Annotated in this window: 17 protein-coding genes; 11 read left to right on the forward strand and 6 right to left on the reverse strand. The window is 70.4% G+C overall.

What is annotated here, in order from left to right:
- Window positions 1-54 precede the first annotated feature (54 nt).
- The 6 genes from MT347_RS04180 (at window position 55) to MT347_RS04205 (ending at window position 7085) form a co-directional block, all read left to right on the forward strand.
- Window positions 55-1086: an endonuclease/exonuclease/phosphatase family protein gene (locus MT347_RS04180; protein ID WP_243498363.1), complete on the forward strand. Its 1032-nt coding sequence runs from the start codon at window positions 55-57 to the stop codon at window positions 1084-1086.
- 119 nt (window positions 1087-1205) lie between these two features.
- Window positions 1206-2642, forward strand: a complete 1437-nt coding sequence (locus MT347_RS04185; protein WP_243498365.1) for an aminopeptidase P family protein — start codon at window positions 1206-1208, stop codon at window positions 2640-2642.
- Entirely contained in the window at window positions 2639-4414 is a 1776-nt protein-coding gene (locus MT347_RS04190) for a gamma-glutamyltransferase family protein (protein WP_243499029.1), read from the forward strand. The genes MT347_RS04185 and MT347_RS04190 overlap by 4 nt, the downstream gene beginning before the upstream one ends.
- Before the next feature lie 87 nt (window positions 4415-4501).
- The gene (locus MT347_RS04195) at window positions 4502-4849 is read left to right on the forward strand and encodes a hypothetical protein (RefSeq protein ID WP_243498367.1); all 348 of its coding nucleotides are present in this window, start codon (window positions 4502-4504) and stop codon (window positions 4847-4849) included.
- Between the two features lie 47 nt (window positions 4850-4896).
- Complete coding sequence (locus MT347_RS04200; RefSeq protein WP_243498369.1) at window positions 4897-6558, forward strand: hypothetical protein; 1662 nt, start codon at window positions 4897-4899, stop codon at window positions 6556-6558.
- Complete coding sequence (locus tag MT347_RS04205) at window positions 6555-7085, forward strand: hypothetical protein (RefSeq protein ID WP_243498371.1); 531 nt, start codon at window positions 6555-6557, stop codon at window positions 7083-7085. The genes MT347_RS04200 and MT347_RS04205 overlap by 4 nt, the downstream gene beginning before the upstream one ends.
- A 25-nt stretch (window positions 7086-7110) precedes the next feature.
- Here the strand turns inward: MT347_RS04205 and MT347_RS04210 are convergent, their stop codons facing one another.
- Window positions 7111-7779: an alpha/beta family hydrolase gene (locus MT347_RS04210; RefSeq protein ID WP_243498373.1), complete on the reverse strand. Its 669-nt coding sequence runs from the start codon at window positions 7777-7779 to the stop codon at window positions 7111-7113.
- Complete coding sequence (locus MT347_RS04215; protein ID WP_243498375.1) at window positions 7776-8687, reverse strand: general stress protein; 912 nt, start codon at window positions 8685-8687, stop codon at window positions 7776-7778. Before MT347_RS04215 ends, MT347_RS04210 begins: the two co-directional genes overlap by 4 nt.
- Before the next feature lie 71 nt (window positions 8688-8758).
- On the opposite strand from MT347_RS04215, the gene MT347_RS04220 reads away from it, so the two are divergent.
- Genes MT347_RS04220 through MT347_RS04230 form a run of 3 tightly spaced genes read left to right on the forward strand, consistent with a single transcriptional unit; the run spans window position 8759 to window position 11750 of the window.
- On the forward strand, window positions 8759-10078 hold the full coding sequence (locus MT347_RS04220; RefSeq protein WP_243498377.1) for a magnesium transporter: 1320 nt from the start codon (window positions 8759-8761) through the stop codon (window positions 10076-10078).
- Window positions 10078-10605: a DUF1003 domain-containing protein gene (locus MT347_RS04225; RefSeq protein ID WP_243498379.1), complete on the forward strand. Its 528-nt coding sequence runs from the start codon at window positions 10078-10080 to the stop codon at window positions 10603-10605. The genes MT347_RS04220 and MT347_RS04225 overlap by 1 nt, the downstream gene beginning before the upstream one ends.
- A complete protein-coding gene (locus MT347_RS04230) occupies window positions 10602-11750 on the forward strand; it encodes an Mrp/NBP35 family ATP-binding protein (protein ID WP_243498381.1) in 1149 nt (382 codons plus the stop codon). The genes MT347_RS04225 and MT347_RS04230 overlap by 4 nt, the downstream gene beginning before the upstream one ends.
- Window positions 11751-12004: 254 nt before the next feature.
- Here the strand turns inward: MT347_RS04230 and MT347_RS04235 are convergent, their stop codons facing one another.
- Complete coding sequence (locus MT347_RS04235) at window positions 12005-12376, reverse strand: Sec-independent protein translocase TatB (protein WP_243498384.1); 372 nt, start codon at window positions 12374-12376, stop codon at window positions 12005-12007.
- A gap of 72 nt (window positions 12377-12448) precedes the next feature.
- On the opposite strand from MT347_RS04235, the gene MT347_RS04240 reads away from it, so the two are divergent.
- Window positions 12449-13087 (forward strand): class I SAM-dependent methyltransferase, encoded by a 639-nt coding sequence (locus MT347_RS04240; RefSeq protein WP_243498386.1) that lies wholly within the window; start codon window positions 12449-12451, stop codon window positions 13085-13087.
- Window positions 13088-13251: 164 nt separating this feature from the next.
- On the opposite strand, the gene MT347_RS04245 is transcribed toward MT347_RS04240, so the two are convergent.
- The 3 genes from MT347_RS04245 to dapE all read right to left on the reverse strand — a co-directional run bounded on the left by MT347_RS04245 (window position 13252) and on the right by dapE (window position 15806).
- Window positions 13252-13422: a DUF3117 domain-containing protein gene (locus tag MT347_RS04245; RefSeq protein ID WP_074615842.1), complete on the reverse strand. Its 171-nt coding sequence runs from the start codon at window positions 13420-13422 to the stop codon at window positions 13252-13254.
- A 90-nt stretch (window positions 13423-13512) separates the two neighbouring features.
- Window positions 13513-14691, reverse strand: a complete 1179-nt coding sequence (locus tag MT347_RS04250; RefSeq protein ID WP_243499031.1) for a hypothetical protein — start codon at window positions 14689-14691, stop codon at window positions 13513-13515.
- Between the two features lie 38 nt (window positions 14692-14729).
- A complete protein-coding gene (gene dapE / locus MT347_RS04255) occupies window positions 14730-15806 on the reverse strand; it encodes a succinyl-diaminopimelate desuccinylase (protein ID WP_243498388.1) in 1077 nt (358 codons plus the stop codon).
- A 44-nt stretch (window positions 15807-15850) separates the two neighbouring features.
- Here dapE and dapD point away from each other — a divergent pair, with 44 nt between their 5' ends.
- Entirely contained in the window at window positions 15851-16771 is a 921-nt protein-coding gene (dapD, locus tag MT347_RS04260) for a 2,3,4,5-tetrahydropyridine-2,6-dicarboxylate N-succinyltransferase (RefSeq protein WP_243498390.1), read from the forward strand.
- Window positions 16772-16841 lie beyond the last annotated feature (70 nt).

Below are 16841 nucleotides of genomic sequence, written 5' to 3' on the forward strand. Positions count from 1 at the left end.
GGCATCCGGTCGACGTCGGTCGATCTCCCAGACGGCTGACCTAAGGTCGGGTGCGTGCGTCGGCTGGTGGGTTCTCTTGTCGTGCTCGTCGTGGCGGCGGGTGCCGCGGTGCTCACGTGGCCCTCGGTCTTCGGTGTGGAGCGCACGTTCCCGGTGGCCCAGCTGATCTCGTTCCGCGCACCGCTGGCGGCCGTGTTGATCGCCTCGATGCTGCTGATGCTGCTGTTCGCGCTGATCCGTCCGCTCCGGGTGCTGGCTCTGGTGCTGGCCCTCATCCTCGGCGTCTCGGGCGGAGTCAACGCCGCCGTCCTCGCGCAGCGCGGTCTGGGTTCCGAGGACTTTCCGGCCAAGACGGCCACGAGCCTGCGCGTCATGACGTGGAACACGGCGGGCTCTGCGACTTCCGCCGAGTCGATCGCCCAGTTCGCCGTCGGGATGCAGGCCGACGTCGTCACCCTCCCCGAGACCACGATCGACACCGGCGCTCAGGTGGCCGAGTTGATGCGCGACATGGGCCAGCCCATGTGGGCGCACCATGCGGAGTACGGCGAGTACGGCATCACGGGGTGGGATGCAACCTCCACCACCGTCCTGATCCGGCCCGAACTCGGCGATTACTCCGTCATCCAGTCTTCGCTCGACGGGTCGAGCAACACGTCGACCGTGCCCAGCGCCGTTGCGATGCCGGTCTCCGGCGACGGGCCGATCATCGTCGCCGCCCACGCTGTGGCCCCCCGCCAGGAGTACATGCCGCAGTGGCGCAGCGACCTGCAGTGGCTGGCGGACCAGTGCGCGGGCGACAACGTCATCCTCGCCGGGGACTTCAACGCCACGCTGGACCACATGACGGGGATGGGCGTCGACGGCGGCACCCTCGGTCGCTGCCACGACGCCGCCTCCGAAAGCGGCAACGGCGGCGTCGGCACCTGGCCCACCGATGCACCCGCGATGTTGGGTGCGCCCATCGACCACGTCATGGCGACTCCCGACTGGACGGTGTCGAGCTCGGTCGTCATGCGCTCGCTCGACGGCTCGGGCAGCGATCACCGCCCGATCGTCGTACAGCTCGAGCGCACCGGCGGCTGAGTCGGGTAGAGGGCGTGCGGGGCTGTCGCGGGGCCGACGCCGCTCCTCCCCCACCCGCAGGCGACCGGGCGCGTCGAGACACTCGTGCGCCCGTGGGGAACCGGTGCGAGACTGGAACGATGGATGCCCCCGCCACCAGCGACACCACCGCTCAGACCGCCGAACCCCAGGCTCACGACGACAAGCCGGTCGACGCCCCCAGCAACCGCAAGGCGCCGTTCCCCCGCGGCTTCCTCGAGACCATCTCGACGGGGTGGGCCGAACACCCCGACACCCTCCCGGAGCCGAGAGAGCAGGCCGCATGGGCGGCTCATCGCCGCGCGCGAGTGTCGGAGGCGTTCCCGGGGCGCCGGGTCGTCGTCCCCGCCGGCGGGCTGAAGCAGCGCAGCAATGACACCGACTACCCGTTCCGGGCCCATTCCGCCTTCGCGCACCTCACCGGCTGGGGCCGTGACGCCGAGCCCGACGCCGTCCTCGTCTTCGAGCCGCGCGACGAGGGTCACGAAGCCGTGCTCTACTTCCGCGAGCGGGCCGACCGCACCACCGCGGAGTTCTACTCCGACGCCTCCGTCGGCGAGTTCTGGATCGGTCCCCGCCCCGCCCTCGACGGCGTCGCCGCAGACCTGGCGATCGCCACCGCGCACCTGTCGGACTTCCAGCCCGGCGACGACGACCGCGCGGTCGGCGACGACGACGAGGTCACCCGCTTCGTCTCGGAGTTGCGCCTGGTGAAAGACGAGTACGAGCTCGCCGAGATGGCCCTGGCCGTCGAGGTGACGGGCCGCGGCTTCGACGACATCGTCGCCGAACTCCCCCGCATCATCGAGCACCCCCGCGGGGAGCGCGTCGTCGAGGGCGTGTTCCACCAACGCGCACGGTCCGACGGCAACAGCGTCGGCTACGACACGATCGCCGCGTCCGGCCCGCACGCGTGCTACCTCCACTGGACGCGCAATGACGGCACCGTGAAGCCTGGCGATCTCATCCTCGTCGACGCCGGCGTCGAGGTCGACAGCCTCTACACGGCCGACATCACGCGCACGATCCCCGTCTCGGGCACGTTCACCGACATCCAGCGTCGTATCTACGAGACGGTGCGCGAAGCGGCCGACGCGTCATTTGCCGCCGCGAAGGTCGGCGTGCCGTTCCGTCGTCTGCACGAAGCCGCGATGGAGGTCATCGCGGCGCGTGTGGCCGAGTGGGGCCTGATCCCCGTGAGCGCCGCTGAGGCACTGGATGCCGACAACGGCGGCCAGCACCGTCGCTACATGGTGCACGGCACCAGCCACCACCTCGGCATCGACGTGCACGACTGCGCGCAAGCGCGCCGCGACATGTACTACGACGGCCTCCTCGAGCCCGGCATGGTCTTCACGATCGAGCCCGGGCTGTACTTCCAGATCGACGATCTCACCGTCCCCGAGGAGTACCGCGGCATCGGCGCCCGCATCGAGGACGACATCGTCATGACCACGGACGGTCCGGTCAACCTGTCGGCCGCCATCCCCCGCACGGCCGACGAGGTCGAGGAGTGGATCGCCCGGCTTTCGCGATGACGTTCACGCCGCCGGCATCCTTCACCACTCGTCCGACCCTGCGGGGGACCTTCGGCATGTCCGCGTCCACGCACTGGACGGCGACGGCCACCGCGCAAGCGGTGCTCGAGCGCGGGGGCAACGCCTTCGACGCCGCCGTGGCCGCGGGGTTCGTGTTGCATCTGGTCGAGCCGCACCTGAACGGTCCCGGGGGCGACCTCGTCGCCCTCGTCCGACCGGCGGGGGCCGACGCTCCCGTGGTGCTGATGGGGCAGGGACCGGCTCCGGCGGCGGCGAGTATCGACCACTTCCGCTCACTGGGGCTCGACCTGGTCCCCGGCGCAGGCGGACTCGCCGCGGCCGTCCCCGGCGCTGTCGACGCGTGGTTGCTGCTGTTGCGAGACCACGGCACGTGGGAACTCGCCGAGGTGCTCGCCTACGCCGTCGGCTACGCCCGCGACGGTCACCCGCTCGTCGCGGGGGCGGCCGCCACGATCGCCCGGGTCGCCGACCTGTTCCACGCCCATTGGCCGACCTCGGCAGAACGATGGATGCCGTCGGGCTCGCCGCCCGCGCCCGATACGCTCACGCGCAATCCGGCCTGGGCGACGGTGCTGGACGCTCTCATCCACGCGGGCGGCACGGATCGCGAGTCGCGCACCGAAGCGGCGCGGGTGCGGTGGATGACCGAGGTGCTGCCCGAGGCCGCGACGTTCCTCCGGCGCCCGCACCGTCATGCCGACGGCGGCGATCACCCCGGCATCCTGGATGCCGAAGACCTGAAGTCGTGGCGGGCGGGCTGGGAACCCGCGGAGACGGTGAGCTTTCGCGGCTGGGACGTCTTCAAGGCCGGCGTCTGGTCGCAGGGTCCGGCCCTGCTGCAGACGCTGCGGATGATCGAGGACGCCGACGACGAGCATCTCGATCCGGGGACGGCCGAGGGGGCGCACCTGCTCCTCGAAGCGCAGAAGCTCGCCTACGCCGACCGCGACGCGTGGTTCGGCGACACCGAGGAGGCCGTGGAGATCGCGGCACTGCTCGACGACGACTACATCGCCGCCCGGCGTGCCCTCATCGGGCCCCGGGCATCGCCGGATCTTCGCCCGGGTGCCCCTGACGGTCGGCCTCCCGCTCTGCCGCCTCTGCGCACCGAAGCCGCGGTCGCCGACGGTTCGACGGGGGAACCGACGGTCGACCGCGCGGGTCAGACGCGCGGCGACACATGCCACATCGACGTCATCGACCGGTGGGGGAACGCCGTCTCGGCGACCCCGTCCGGCGGGTGGCTGCAGTCCTCACCGACGGTCCCCGCGCTCGGGTTCTGTCTCGGCACGCGGCTGCAGGCGACGTGGCTGGTACCGGGTCGCGCCGCATCGCTGACCCCCGGACGACGGCCCCGCACGACGCTGACCCCGACCCTGTTGACGCGGGGTAAGGAAGTGATCGCGATGGGCTCACCCGGCGGCGATCAGCAGGACCACTGGCAGCTGCCCGTGATGCTTCGGATGCTGGTCGGCGGCTACTCCGCTCAGCAGGCGATCGACGCGCCCACGCTGAACACGACCGCGCTCATCGACTCGTTCTGGCCGCGCACGTGGGTGCCGGCGGGCGCGTCCGTAGAGGACCGCCTCGGTGACGCCGTCATCAGCGCGCTGGAGGCGCGGGGACACCGCGTGCGCCGGACGGGCGACTGGTCGCTCGGGCGCGTCACCGCCGTGGGGCGCGACGCCGACGGCGTGCTGTGGGCGGCCGCCAACCCGCGAGGTGCGCAGGGGTACGCCGCCGGGCGCTGACGGCGCGCGGGGACTCGGCTTCATGGCCCACGTCGACTTATCCACAGGCTCGAAACGCTCGGACGACCGGCTCACTAGCATTCCAGCATGTCGTTTTCCGTACAGCCCGATGAGATCGTGGGCATCGCCGATCGCGTCCGTCTCGCCCTCGACGACATGCTCGAGCGCTCGAACGCACTGCGCGGCGCGGTCGATGCGCTGAGCGGCGCGCTCACCGGACTTTCGCCGGCACGAGCGGCGTTCCATCAGGTCGCCGGGGATCGGGCCGAACTTTCACGCGGCGTCGTCTCGCGTGGACGCGCCGTGGTCACCGCACTCCGATCGATCGTGCACACCTACATCGCCGCGGACGACGACATGGCGGCCACGACGTCGCGCGTCGAGGCCGCGACGCCGTTCTTCGACCCGTCTCGATTCGGGCGGCGACCGCGATGACCCCCTCCCTCAGCGATATCCCCCCGTGCCCGGCCGACCCCCTTGAATTGCGCAGATTAGCCGCATCCGTCGACACCGCGAGCTCGGCAATGCGACTGTCGACCGACCACGCGCTGTTCACGTGGGGACTCCTGCCCGGGGTGTATCACGCACCCGAGGCGACGCCACTGCAGCAGACCATGCGGCTGCTCGGACCCGCCGCGAGCGAGATCGACACCGGACTGCGCGCAGCACGTGCGGCGATAGAGACGCTGGCCGATGATCTCGAGGTGGTCAACCGTCGACGCGACGCTCTAGTCGAGGGGGTTCGGCAGCACGCGGCAACCGCGGTCCTGGATCTCCCCGAGTCGATCGACCCCTTCGGTCGACGTCTCCGCGACGCCGCGGACGCCCAGCGAGAGGCCTCGTTCCGACGGGACTGCGCCGCGCTCGTCGAGGGATGGGATGCCGCGGCGAGCGCGTGCGTCACGGCCCTGCGCGCGATCCCCGACGTGCCGTGGGCGCTCGTGCGCGACTTCCCCATCGACGCCGCCGTCCTGACCGCGCCGTCGGTGTCGATCCTCGACGAGGCTGCCCTCCCGCTCCTCCAGCGCCTCGCCGGCGAGGACGCCGGGGGCGCGGCTCGGCTGCTGCGCGAGAACCCTCGGTGGGTCGCCATCATCAGGCGCGGACGGCCCGAGGCCGTCGCGGAGTGGTGGTCGCGCCTCCCGTCCGAGGCAGCCTCCGCGCTCGTCTCCGGCGTGCCCGCGCTGATCGGCAACCTCGACGGCGTCGGCCTCAGCGACCGCGTGGCGGCCAACCGGGCCCGCGCCGCGGCGTACCTTTCGGGGCTGCGCGCGAAGCGCGACCGGGCGTTGGGCATACGCGGATCCATCGACACTCCCGGGTCTCGAGCCAAACCCTCCGCCGGACTCGTCGGTCTCAACAGAGAGCTCGCCTACTTGGAGGCCGTCGCGGCCGGGCACAAGCAGCTCTACGCGTGGGACCCCCGCCACGGCTCGCTCATCGAGATGGCGGGCGACCCGTCCACCGCGAAGTCGGCGCTCTTCGTGGTGCCAGGCACGAACACGACGACCGACTCGTTCTACGGCGAGAATCCCGTCACCCGATTCGCGAACTGGCAGGCCGTCCAAGCTTCCGGAGCGGTGGTGTCGTTCACCGTGATGACCGGCCCGATGCCCCAGCTCAGCCCGCTGATGCTCGATGGACCACAACTCAACACCTTCGCTACGAAGAGGGCACCCGAGTACTCCGCCTTCATCCGAGGAGTCTCGGCCTCGCGCCCCGACCTCTGGACTATGAGCTACGAGCACTCTTATGCGGGAGCGATCGGTAGTGCGGCCGAAAGCTACGGCGGAACGGTCGACGCGAGATTCATGGCCGCCGCCGTCGGGGCTGTCGGGCCGTACGTCCCCTCCCCCGACACGGCCTACTACGCGGCTCAAGGTCCAGACGACATTAATCGGTATTACGCCGGCCAACGCGTTGGGTACCTGGGCTTCGGCATCACGCCGGAGAGCTTCCCCGGGGTGGAGGTCGTCGATACCGGGCTCCCGGGTTTCGATCCGTGGAAACTCGCCGGAGCCTCTCCCCTCATCGTGAAGGACAGCATCGAGCATCACAACGCTCTGATGAGCGACGACGAAAAGGTGAACGGTCCTGTGCTCAAAGCAGTCCGGAGGATTCTGGCAAAGGAGATCTACGAATGAAGCGCTCGGCGTCTGTCGCAATCGCTCTTGCAGCAATAGCTACGTTGGCTGGGTGCTCAACCGGCGAACCTACCTATGCGCAGGTCCGCCATGAAACGATCGCGGCGCTGACGACGATCGTTGATCTGATTCCAGACCCCCGGGACGTCGACACCGGGGAAGAACAAGATCCATACGGCTGCTCTGACGCGCTTCTCGTCTCACAAGGCACGGGATGGTTCTACACCGGACACTGGACCGCCGAGGTCCCTCCGACCTTCGATGTCGCGGCATTCATCGACGCTCTGCCCACCACCCTGGGCGACGGATGGAAGCAGGAGGACCTCGGCATCGATGTGAACTTCGCCGCGGTCGATCTCGTCCAAGAGTCCACCGGTGTGAGCATCGCTGTCGAAGATCACTCGGTGGATGCGCGGCGGGTGATCGATGTCCTCGCCATCTCCCGCTGCGGCATCCTGAGCGACCATGACCGATCGCCGACGCCAATTGCTTCGAAGTCGCCGAGTCCGGCCCGCTATAAGCATTGAGGCGCGCCTGGACTCGGCGCTCCCTTCACGCTCCGCGCGCGAACTCCCCCACCACCGGCGCGAGACCCGCGCCGATCTCGAGCGCCGGCCGTCGCGCGCCCTTCACCTCGAAGGAGTGGTTCCCACCGACGATCCAGTGCACGCGAGCGTCCTGGCACGAGGCCACCACGTCACCGAACTGCTCGCGCGGGTGGATGAACGGGTCGTTCTCCCCCTCGACGAACAGCTGCGGGATCGCAATCGCGGGCAGATGCTCGCTCCTCGGCTTGTCCGGACGTCCGGGCGGATGCAGCGGATAGCCCAGATACGCCAGCGCGGAGGGGGCGATGGCTCCTTCGGAGCACGCAACGGACGCCATCCGCCCGCCGTAGGACTTCCCCGCGGCCGTCCACGGTCCGGGCGCCTCCGCAGCGAGCCAGGCCTGGACCCCTGTCCAGGTCTCGACCGCGCGGGCGGCGGGTCCGGGCATTCGTCGTCCCGCCTCGACGTAGGGGAAGACGAAGCGGAGCACCGACACGCCGTCCGCGACGAGCGCGTCGGCCAGTCCGGCCAAGAAGGGGTGTTCCATGCCGGCTCCGGCCCCGTGAGCGAGGGCGACCGTCGCCGTCGAAGAGACCGCCCGCGACCACAACCCCGACACGTCGGAGTTTCCCGCCTGCGAAGCGACGGCGATGCGAACGGACTCTGCGCTCACCGTTCCCTGGCGGCAGGGTCGCCGTCGTCGGTCCCGGAATCGCGAGAGCCGGAACCCTGGTCCCCTTGCGGAGTCGGCGCGACGCGCTCACCGTAACGGGGCGGATCGTCGTCGGTGGCGACCGGCGTCACCACGGGGGCGGGAGGCCGCGGCGGCGCCGCCGGTGCCGCGCCGCTCGGCGTCACACGCTCCCCGTATCGAGGCGGCTCGCCGTCGGCCGCGGGCGTCTGACCCGTCGGGCGCGCGGGAGCGACCGGCGCGTCGTGACCCGGCGTCACGCGCTCCCCGTAGCGAGGCGGCTCAGCGTCGACGGCGGGCGCCGCACCGGGCGGCCGCACCGGGGCCGCGGGGGCTTCCCCGCGCGTCGTCGAACGCTCGCCGTACTGCGGCGGCGCCGCATCCGTCGAGGCGGGACGCGAGACGACCGTGCGCGAAGAACCCGCCGGGCCGATGAGTCCCCGCGCCTTCTGTACACTCGTCGCAGCGACGCAGACGTCGTAATGGTCCGCGGCGACCTGCATCACCGAGGCGAAGTCGCGGCGGCGGCGCACGATCGAGTAGGTGCCGAGGCTGAGCAGCATCCCGAGGGCCATGCCCACCAGCAGCACACCGATGAAGGCGGAGATCTGCGCGGTGGGCGTGCCGAGCACGAAGATGAACGCGAAGAGCAGACCCAGCATGAGGCCGTTGAGGGCGCCGGAGCGGGCGGCCGTGGCGTAACCGAGCTTCCCGGTGATGCGTTCGATGGAACGCAGGCCCGATCCGACGATGGCGATGTCTCGCGCGGGCACCTCGCCGGCGATCAGCGACGAGACGGTCTTCTGCGCCTGCTCGTAGGTCGGGAACGACGCGACCTTCTCACCGACCTCGTCGCGGCCGGCCCCCGGACGCTGCGCGAACATACTCATTTCATCATCCTGTCACGCGCACCTGAGCCGTTCCGAGGTGTTGCGCATGAGGTGCGGACTACGCTGGACCGGTGAGCACGCAGAGGGTATTCGTCGCCCGCTTGGCGGGCTGCACGGTGTTCGACCCGGCGGGAGACCGTCTGGGCAAGGTACGCGACGTCGTGGTGATCTACCGCGCGTCGGCGGCGCCGCGCGTCGTGGGGCTCGTCATCGAGATCCCCGGACGCCGACATGTGTTCGTGTCCATCGGACGCGTCACCTCCATCCAGGCGGGCCAGGTCATCACGACCGGCCTGATCAACGTGCGCCGCTTCCAGCAGCGCGGCGGCGAAGTGCGCGTGATGGCCGAGATGCTCGGTCGCCGCGTGAGCCTCGTCGACGGCTCGGGCACCGCCGTCATCGAGGACGTCGCGATCGAGCGCAACCGCCTCGGGGAGTGGGACGTGGGGCAGCTGTTCCTGCGCCGTCCGCGCACGAGCGCATCGCCGTTCGCGAAGGGGGCGACGACGTTCGCCGCGTGGGGCGAGGTCCGCGAGAACCAGACGCCCGGTGAGGCCCAATCCGCCGAGCAACTGGTCGCCACGTACTCCGAGCTCAAGCCGGCCGACCTCGCCAACACGCTGCTCGACCTGCCCGAGGAGCGCCTCATCGAGGTCGCCGAGGAGCTCAGCGACGACCGCTTGGCCGATGCGCTCGAAGAGATGCCCGAAGACGAGCAGGTGCACATCCTCGAGCAGCTGGGCGACGAGCGCGCCGCGGACATCCTGGATGCCATGGAGCCCGACGACGCCGCCGACCTCCTGGGCCAGCTGCCCGAATCGCGCTCCGAGCAGCTCCTCGAGCTCATGGAGCCCGAAGAGGCCGACGACGTGCGCGCCCTGCTGCAGTACGGGCCCGACACCGCGGGCGGTCTGATGACGCCCGAGCCCATCGTATTGTCGGCGGATGCCACCGTCGCCGAGGCCCTGGCCCTCATCCGTCGTCACGAGCTGCACCCCGCCCTGGCGGCATCCGTGTTCATCACCCTGCCGCCGTACGAGACACCCACGGGCCGCCTCCTCGGCACGGTGCACTTCCAGCGGATGCTGCGCTACCCGCCCCACGAGCGGCTCGGCACAATCATCGACGACACGCTGGAGCCGGTACCCGCCGACGCCACGGCCGCCGAGGTCGCACGCCTGCTCGCCAGCTACAACCTCGTCTCGCTCCCCGTCGTCGACCAGGCCCACCGTCTGGTCGGCTGCGTCAGCGTCGACGACGTGCTCGACTACCTGTTGCCCGATGACTGGCGCACGCACGACGGCGACGATCCGCGGCCGCGGACGACGTCCCGGACGCCGGCGACGGCGAGCATCCCGAAGATCACCACCCAGACCCCGAGGAGGCGCTGATGGCACGCACCAACCGATTGCCCGCTCTCGACGCCCCGCGCGGGCGCACGGGCATGCTCGCGCCCCGCGCTCCCCAGCCCTCGCGCGACCGGTTCGGACGCTTCACCGAGTGGGTGGCCCGCGCCATGGGCACCCCCGCGTTCCTGCTGATGCTGAGCCTGTTCTGCGTGGTGTGGATGGCGTGGAACTCTCTCGCGCCCGACGAACTGCGCTTCGACTCCGCCGCGATCGGCTTCACGGCCCTCACGCTGGTGCTGTCGCTGCAGGCGTCGTACGCCGCGCCGCTGATCCTGCTGGCGCAGAACCGTCAGGACGACCGCGACCGCGTGCAGATCGAGCAGGACCGTCAGCGGTCCGAGCGCAATCTCGCCGACACCGAATACCTGGCTCGCGAGATCGTCGCGCTGCGCATGGCCATCCGCGATCTGACCGACGAGGTCATCACGAAGGACACGCTGCGCGCCGAGCTGAAGGCCACCCTCGAACGCCTCGACGAACACGACGAGACCTCGCGGGTCACCCCGTGACCGACCCGCTCACCGGCCGGGTGCGCGCGGCGGTCTCCGCCGTGACCGATCCGGAGCTCCGGCGTCCACTGGGCGATCTCGACATGGTGCGAGGCATCGCCGTCGACGACGGTGTGGCCGCGGTCGGTATAGCGCTGACGATCGTCGGGTGCCCGGCCGCCGACCGCATCGAACGCGAGGTCAGGGATGCCGCGGCCTCGGTCTCCGGCATCCACTCCGTCGACGTGACGGTCGGTGTCATGTCGCCCGACGAGCGCAGGAGCCTGACCGAGAAACTCCGCGGCGGACGCGCGAAGCGGGAGATGCCCTTCGGTCCCGACTCGCTCACCCGGGTGATCGCGGTGACCAGCGGTAAAGGCGGCGTCGGCAAGTCGACCGTCACCGCGAACCTCGCCGTGGCCCTCGCGGCCCGCGGGTTGCGAGTCGGACTCGTGGATGCCGACGTGCACGGCTTTTCGATCCCGGGTCTGCTCGGCCTGGTCGACGCCGACGGTCTGCCGCCCGCGCCGACGAAGCTCGACGATCTCATCCTCCCGCCCGTCGCGTACGGCGTGAAGGTCATCTCGATCGGGATGTTCCTGCGCCGCCCGGGAGAAGACGCCGCGGGCGCCGTCGCGTGGCGCGGTCCGATGCTGCACCGCACCGTGCAGCAATTCCTCACCGACGTGTTCTTCGGCGACCTCGACGTGCTGTTGCTCGACATGCCCCCGGGTACGGGCGACGTGGCGATCTCGGTCGGCCAGCTCCTCCCCCACGCCGACGTGCTCGTCGTGACCACCCCGCAGGCCGCGGCGGCCGACGTGGCCGTCCGATCGGGGCTGGTGGCGCGCCAGACGGGTCAGCGCCCGATCGGCGTGATCGAGAACATGGCCGCCATGACCCTGCCCGACGGGACGGTGCTCGACCTGTTCGGCGCCGGCGGGGGCGAGGCCGTGGCTCGTGCGCTGTCGACGCAGGGCAACGAGGTGCCCCTGCTGGCATCCGTTCCCCTGAGTACGGCCCTGCGGACGGGAGGCGACGACGGACGCCCCGTGGTCATCGCTCAGCCCGACGATCCGGCCGCCCGCGCGATCGAGGCCGCCGCGGCCGCTCTGGCCGTGCGCCCCCGCGGTCTCGCCGGCAAGCCGCTCCCCCTCGGCGTCTGAGACCATCCCGACCTGTTCCCCCAACCGAGGTGGCTGAGCCCACCGAAGCCGGCGCCGGTCCCTTCGACAGGCTCAGGGACCTCCCACGTACACAGCACCACCCCAACCGAGGTGGCTGAGCCCGTCGAAGCCACCGAACCGGGCGCCGGTCCCTTCGACAGGCTCAGTGACCTCGCGTTGAGCTCGGGGACCTCTCGTTGGGCTCAGGGGACCTCACCTCGGACTCGAGAACCCTGTCGAGGTTCGACCGCGCGTCAGGTGGACTCGTCGTCGAACGGCGGGCGCTCCCCCGCGACGAATGGCGTCGTGTCCGGCTTCTCCCGGGCGGCCAGAGCCGCCGCACCGGCCGCGCGCATGGTCGCCGTGGGGGTGTCGTCGAGAAGGGCCTCTTTGATGATGCGGCGCGGGTCGTACTGACGCGGGTCGAGCTTCTTCCAATCGACGTCGTCGAACTCCGGACCCATCTCGTCGCGCATCCGCGTGCGCGCGCCCTGCATCGTCTCTTTCGCGCGCTTGGTGAACTTCGCCAACGCCTCTGCGTAGCGGGGAAGACGCTCGGGTCCGATGAGCACCGCGGCGATCACGCCGATCAGCATCAGCTTCTCGATCGTGAGGCCGAAGAACATGGCTCCAGATTACCGGCCGCGCCTGGGGGTCCCGCACCGATGGGCCGTCTAGCCTGAAACCAGGAGGTCCACGTGAGCGGTCAACAGGCGAACGAGCGGTTCGTGCAGGAGTCGACGGTCGAACCGGAGCACATCGCTCGCGCTCGGGCGCACGCCCTCGAGCTCGGCGCCGCGCCCATCAGCGCGGCCGTCGGCGCGCAGACGGCCGTGATCGCGGCGGCATCCCGTGCCCTGAACATCGTCGAGGTGGGAACCGGCGGCGGCGTCTCGGGGCTGTGGCTCCTCCACGGCTCGCCGCGCGCGACCCTCACGACGATCGACAACGAGCCCGAGCACCTCGGAGCCGCTCGAGCCGCTTTCGTCGACGCACGGATCCCCGCGGCGCGGGCCCGGTTCATCACCGGACGCGCGTCCCACGTGCTGCCGCGCATGAACGAGGCGTCGTACGACATCGTGTTCATCGACGCCGACCCCGAGGGCGTGATCGAGTACGTCGAGCACGGCCTCCGCCTGGTGCGCGCCGGCGGAACCGTCCTCATCCCCCGCGTGCTGGCGAACGGAGCGGTGGCCGACCCCGTGCGCCGCGACGCCGTGACCACGGCGTATCGCTCGCTCATCCAGGAGATCCAGACCTCGCCCGCCGTCATCGGCGCCCTCTCGACGACCGGTGAAGGCCTGCTGCAGCTGACCACGCGTCCCACCGACGCCTGAGCGCGCCCGGAGTCTGCAACAGTCGGACGCGGGAGCACGCTCAGGGCTTGCGGGCGGGACCATGCCGAGGAGCCTCTGCTACCCGTCGGCGTCGCCGTGCAGGAACGCGCAACAACACGGAAGGCCGACCCCCTCGGGGGCCGGCCTTCACACGTGGCTGGTCGTCAGGCGGTGACGACGCCACCGAGGACGTCGTAAAGTTCTTTCGCCTCGGCGTCGTTCACGGACACGACGAGTCGTCCGCCCCCCTCGAGCGGTACCCGCACGATGATCAACCGACCCTCCTTCACGGCCTCCATCGGTCCGTCACCGGTACGTGGCTTCATGGCTGCCATCGCGGCCCCCTTCTCATGATTGCTCTCCGACTAGTTTAGTCGGTCGTCGGCGCAACCCGCCGTCACGGGTCGCGGAGCGACATTCAGCGGTCAGGGAATCTGCCAATAGGTGTTGCCGAGGGCGTACATGTTGTAGATCCACCACCACTGCCCGACGAGGGCGAGAGCGAGCACTCCCAGCCGCCACGGCGTCGAACGCGGAACCGCGAACGCCCCCCACAGCGGTGAGATCGGCACGAACAACCGGAAGACGCTCGACTGGGGGAAGAACACCAGCAGCAGATAGACGAGATAGCTCGCCGACCACAGGCGCACCTCGATGCCGAGCTTCTTCACCTGCGGAAGCAGCAGGAGCCCCGCCGCGACCGCCACGACGAGCATGAACAGGGCGATGTAGCCCATCTCGGGGCCGAGACCCCACTGCGTGAACCAGAAACCCGAGGCCTGGACCCACCCGTCGACCGGGATGAATCCGCTCTCCCCGCCCAGCCAGTTCCGGCGCCAGGCGAGCTCGGTGGCCAGGTATGCCCCCGGGTCACCCGTCACGGCCGCGGCGATCCACTGCCAGGAGAAGCCCACCAGGGTGGCGAGCGCTCCGAGCGCCACGATGTGCACCACATCTCGCGTCGGCAGCGCCTCGGCGCGTCGGCGCAGGAACCGATGGATGCCGTAGAGCCCGAGGAAGAGGGCGAAGGCCAGGATGCCGGGACGCGTGAAGCCCATCGCGGGCACGAGCAGGTACAGCCAGCCCCACCGGCGCTGTTGCACGCACCAGATCGACAGGAACAGCAGGAAGAGGAAGAGCGTCTCGGCGTAGCCGACCTGGAACAGCGCAGCGAGGGGGCCGCACGAGAAGAACACGACCGCCCACATCGCGGCATCCGCGCCGATGCGCTCCCGCAGCATGGCGTACAGCACGACGCACGCGCCGTAACCGGAGACGAGCGAGATCACGACGGCCCCCGCGCCCCACGACCCGAGGACGACGCCGAGACCGGCGGAGAGGTACGAATACAGCGGCATGAACGCCCAGGCGTTCTCGGCGACGTGTCCCGCCTCGGCGAGCGGGAGCTGCGACGGGTAGCCCGACACCGCCACCGTCCAATACCACTGCGCGTCCCAGCCGACAGCCAGATCCGACAGCGACGGCGCGATACCGAAACGCGACCCCTCGGTCGACAGCGACGCGGCGAAGAGGAAGAGCGCCGTCGTGATCAGACGAGCGATCACGTAGACGATGGCGATCCGCGCCGCCACGGGCAGTCGCATCCACCCGCGCTCGGCCGTGGAGACCGCGGCCGGGGCGGTCACGACGCGCTCAGCCAGGCGCGGAGGCCCCGCTCGACGTCCTCGATCTGCGACACGGGGACGCTCTCCTGATCATGGTGGGCGAGGTGCGGATCACCGGGTCCGTAGTTGACGGCCGGGATACCGAGCGCCGAGAACCTCGCCACGTCGGTCCAGCCGTACTTCGGCTTGGGCGTGGCGCCGACGGCATCCACGAACTCCTTCGCCAGCGGGGCGTCAAGACCGGGCCGCGCACCCTCGGCGATGTCGACGATGTCGACCTCGAATCCGGTGAACACGTCGTGCACGACGCGCGAGGCGGCGGCGGCGTCACGGCTGGGGGCGAAGCGGTAGTTGACCTCGACCTCGCAGGCATCGGGGATCACGTTGCCGGCCACGCCGCCCGAGATGCGCACGGCGTTGAGTCCCTCTCGGTACACGAGACCCTCGACCTCGATCTCACGGGCGCGGTACTCGGCGAGGCGCGCGAGGATGGGTGCGGCCTTGTGGATGGCGTTCTCGCCGATCCACGAGCGAGCGCTGTGCGCCCGGACGCCGTCGGTGCGAATCAGGGCGCGAAGGGTGCCGTTGCACCCGCCCTCGACCTCGCCGTTGCTGGGCTCCCCGAGGATCGCGAAGTCCCCCTCGAAGAGATCGGGGCGGTTACGCGAGAGCCGTCCGAGGCCGTTGAGGGTCGAGTCGACCTCTTCGTGGTCGTACCACATCCACGTGATGTCGACCGCGGGAGCGGCGAGTTCGGCGGCGAGTTTAAGCTGCACGGCGACGCCGGCCTTCATGTCCACGGTGCCGCGACCCCACAGCACCGCCCGCCCGTCGACCTCGCGGTCTTCGACGGGCAGGTTGCGGTTGATCGGCACGGTGTCGATGTGCCCGGCGATGACCACGCGTCGGCTGCGGCCGAGCGAAGTACGCGCGACGATCGTGTCGCCATCGCGGATGACCTCGAGGTGGTCGTAGGCCGAGACAGCGGCCTCGATGGCATCCGCGAGAGGGGTCTCGTCATCGGACACGCTGGGGATGTCGCAGATCACCCGGGTCAGGTCGACGGAGGAGGCGGTGAGGTCGAGCGCGGGCATGCCCCCGATCATTTCACACGCGCCCGCGCCGGTAGCCTGAGGGTGTGAGCAACGAACGACGCATCAGCGCTGCCGGCCTCTCCACGCGAACCACCGACGGGACGATCCTCGACGCCTGGTTCCCGAAGCCGGTCCTCGGCTCCTCCCCCGACCTGGATGCCGACAAGGCTGCGCTCGAAGCGTCGGCCGGCCCCGATGAACGACGCGGCGTGGTCGTCGAGACGGTGCAGCTCACGATCGACGCCGACGCGGCCCCCGCCTCGACCGTCGACGCCTACCTGCGCCTGCACGCTCTGTCGCACCTTCTCGTGCGACCGAACGAGATCAACCTCGACGGCATCTTCGGCCACCTGCCCAACGTCGCGTGGACCACAGCGGGCCCGGTCCACCCCGACGACGCGGCACGCCTGCTCCCGCAGCTCAAGCGCCACGGCATCCAGCTCCAGGGCCTCGACAAGTTCCCGCGCCTCACCGATTACGTGCTGCCCGCGGGCGTCCGCATCGCCGACGCCTCGCGCGTGCGCCTGGGCGCGCACCTCTCCCCCGGGACCACCGTCATGCACGAGGGCTTCGTGAACTTCAACGCTGGCACCCTGGGCTCCTCGATGATCGAGGGCCGTGTCTCGCAGGGCGTCGTGATCGGCGACGGCACCGACATCGGCGGTGGCGCTTCGATCATGGGCACCCTGTCCGGCGGCGGCACGCACCGCGTCTCGATCGGGGCGCGCACGCTGCTCGGCGCGAACGCCGGCATCGGCATCTCCCTCGGCGACGACTGCGTGGTCGAGGCGGGCCTCTACGTTACGGCCGGCACGAAGGTCAAGGTGGGCGACGAAACGGTCAAGGCCGGCGAGCTGTCGGGCCGCGACGGCATCCTGTTCCGCCGCAACTCCCTCACCGGTGCCGTGGAGGCCTCGGCCCGCGCCGGCGTCGGCGTCACGCTGAACGAGGCGCTGCACGCCTGAGCGCCCGCCGCCGTCTCTCTTCTCGAGAAACGCCGTTCCTCCCCACACACGCCACCTCGCGCCGTGTCTC

It is taken from the genome of Microbacterium sp. VKM Ac-2923, from assembly GCF_022815605.1.
In the GTDB taxonomy this organism is placed as follows: domain Bacteria; phylum Actinomycetota; class Actinomycetes; order Actinomycetales; family Microbacteriaceae; genus Microbacterium.